Origin of the sequence: Tersicoccus phoenicis, assembly GCF_001968835.1 — a bacterium.
GTDB classification, from domain to species: domain Bacteria; phylum Actinomycetota; class Actinomycetes; order Actinomycetales; family Micrococcaceae; genus Tersicoccus; species Tersicoccus phoenicis.
Genome location: NZ_MRDE01000077.1, coordinates 1 through 2,006 on the forward strand (window position 1 = coordinate 1; position 2,006 = coordinate 2,006).

The following is a 2,006-nucleotide window of genomic DNA, read 5'->3' on the forward strand; positions in this document are numbered from 1 at the left end:
CGATCGCGCGGCCATCATTCACAACCAAATCTACCGCGTTGGCCTTGTACTCGTCAGTGAAGCTACGTCTCGTCGATCCCATAGCCGGTTCCCTTCATTTCTCGGGAACCCGCCCATCAAACCCTGTGTCCACCAGAGTGGGAACGGTCCACGTCTACCAGCAGCTCGACGTCATCGTCACTGAAATGGTCAACGATACGGAGTGGGTGAAGGCGACCAACCAAGAAAAGCGGAAGGACATCGCCGGCCGGATCATCGCCGAGCGGTACGACGGGTGGGCGGTTTCTGGGACCCTGCTCGACACGTTGGCGCGAGCAGCGCGAGAGAGCTGACTATATGATCGCGGGGCCACCATCGGCAGGCTCGATCTCCGGGTTGGCCGGTGCAGAGGAGGGAGCAGTCCGGGTGATCGAGTTCTACCGCGTCCGGTGGCCCGCGCAGGTCCTCGGCCACGTGGTGATCGTCGCCGAGGACACCGAGGCGGGGATCTTGCTGGGGTGGGTGCCGAACACCAGGCTCTGGCACCGGGCCACGGAGTTGGAGAACGATTATCTCTTCGGAGACGAGGGTGGTCTGTACGAGCGCATCAGCGCCGCGGAGGCCGAAGCGCTACTGCCGACCGTGCTGTTGACACGTGCGTCGCTTCGCCGAGGAGGACTACGTTTCGCAGCGCATGCTTGCTCGGTACCGGGCCCAGCCGCCGGCTGAGCAGCGCAACAACGCTCAGATGGGACTGGGGGAGGAACCGGCGTGATCTTGCCATCCGTGGGCCGAACTAAGTGGTCGCTGAGGGTAAGGGATTCTCTAGCCGAACCTCCGGCAGGGGGTGGGGGATTCTCCCCCCGAGTGAGTCCTCAAGCTCGCTCTGGCGGGGTGGGGGATTCTCCGGCCGGGGGTGGGGAATTGTCTAGCCAAACCCTACCGGTGAGGGTGCAGGAGCATGGCCCCGACTTGGTCGGGGCCATGCTCCTGTGATCAGACAGCTTGTAGGAATGACGTCACGGAGAGGTCGGCTGCATCGATCGTTTCGGCCCACGCGGCAAGGCCTGGGGTCACCCACATCACGTAGAGACTCGCCGCTCGGGCACCACCGGGGCGTCCCTCCCCACCGATGGAGATCACTTTCCACTCGTCCAGATGGTAGGCGGGGACCGCGGTGATTCTCTCCAGCTGGGGTCATTCTGCTCGGGGGCAATGACCATCCTTCCGGGCCGGGTGATCCATTGGGCTTCCGGGTCCAGATGTCGTCGAAGGCCTCGACGTCGGTCATCGTGGACACGTCGATTCCGTCGCCCGTGAACACGCCGGAGACAGTTCGCCAGGCCGGACCCATCGCGTCTGCGGCGACGGGGCCGGTCAAGGGAACCCATACCCGGGTGGGATAGTCGGACTGAACGACCACCCCGGTGGGCTTGTCGGTCTCCCAAGGGTCCATGCGGGGTCGAAGGCGCGCGAGTCGGCTGGAGACGTCGACCACCCCGCCGGCGATCTGCACGCGCTGGCCCGTCCCGAGACTGGCGATCCTCATCCCGGGGTGTTGATCCCGTCGGCCATGAGCACCAGGAGGTTCCACCGGCCGTTGACCTGCGGCTTGCACTGGTAGTCGTGGATGTAGTTATGCGTCGAGACGACCCAAAACGCGCGAGCCTGGCAGGTCTGGAGGCTGTAGAAATCGTCCTGCCAGGAGATCCAGACGTATCCCGCCGCCGGCTTGACGGTTGCAGACCCGACGGCGGAGTGGGGCAGCCCACCGCTGGGAGGGATGGCGGCGTTGGCTCCGGTCGCCGCGGAGACGCTGAGTCCAGTCGCCAGCGCGACGGCTGCGGCAGCCTTGTAGAGATCCTTCATCTTGGTGTGTCAATGGCCAGTACGAACTGCCCGCGTGTGGTCAGTAGTATTGCCCGCTGGTGGCCAGGGAAACTGCCTGGTCATGGCCAACAGATCTGCCCACCCGGGGGTTCGGTGGTGTTGGCCATGAGGTGGTGCTCGGGTCAGTTCATCGTGGT

3 protein-coding genes are annotated in these 2,006 nt (G+C 64.6%); 2 read left to right on the plus strand and 1 reads right to left on the minus strand.

The genetic code is table 11. From position 1 onward, the window contains the following. Positions 1–332, plus strand: a 332-nt coding sequence (locus BKD30_RS16525; protein ID WP_218189310.1) for a hypothetical protein, incomplete at its 5' end; no start/stop codon positions are given. Positions 333–405: 73 nt separating this feature from the next. Then, complete coding sequence (locus tag BKD30_RS13590; protein WP_076705441.1) at positions 406–708, plus strand: hypothetical protein; 303 nt, start codon at positions 406–408, stop codon at positions 706–708. 816 nt (positions 709–1,524) lie between these two features. Here BKD30_RS13590 and BKD30_RS13595 read toward each other — a convergent pair. Continuing rightward, positions 1,525–1,848, minus strand: a complete 324-nt coding sequence (locus tag BKD30_RS13595; protein ID WP_076705443.1) for a hypothetical protein — start codon at positions 1,846–1,848, stop codon at positions 1,525–1,527. Positions 1,849–2,006: the final 158 nt, after the last annotated feature.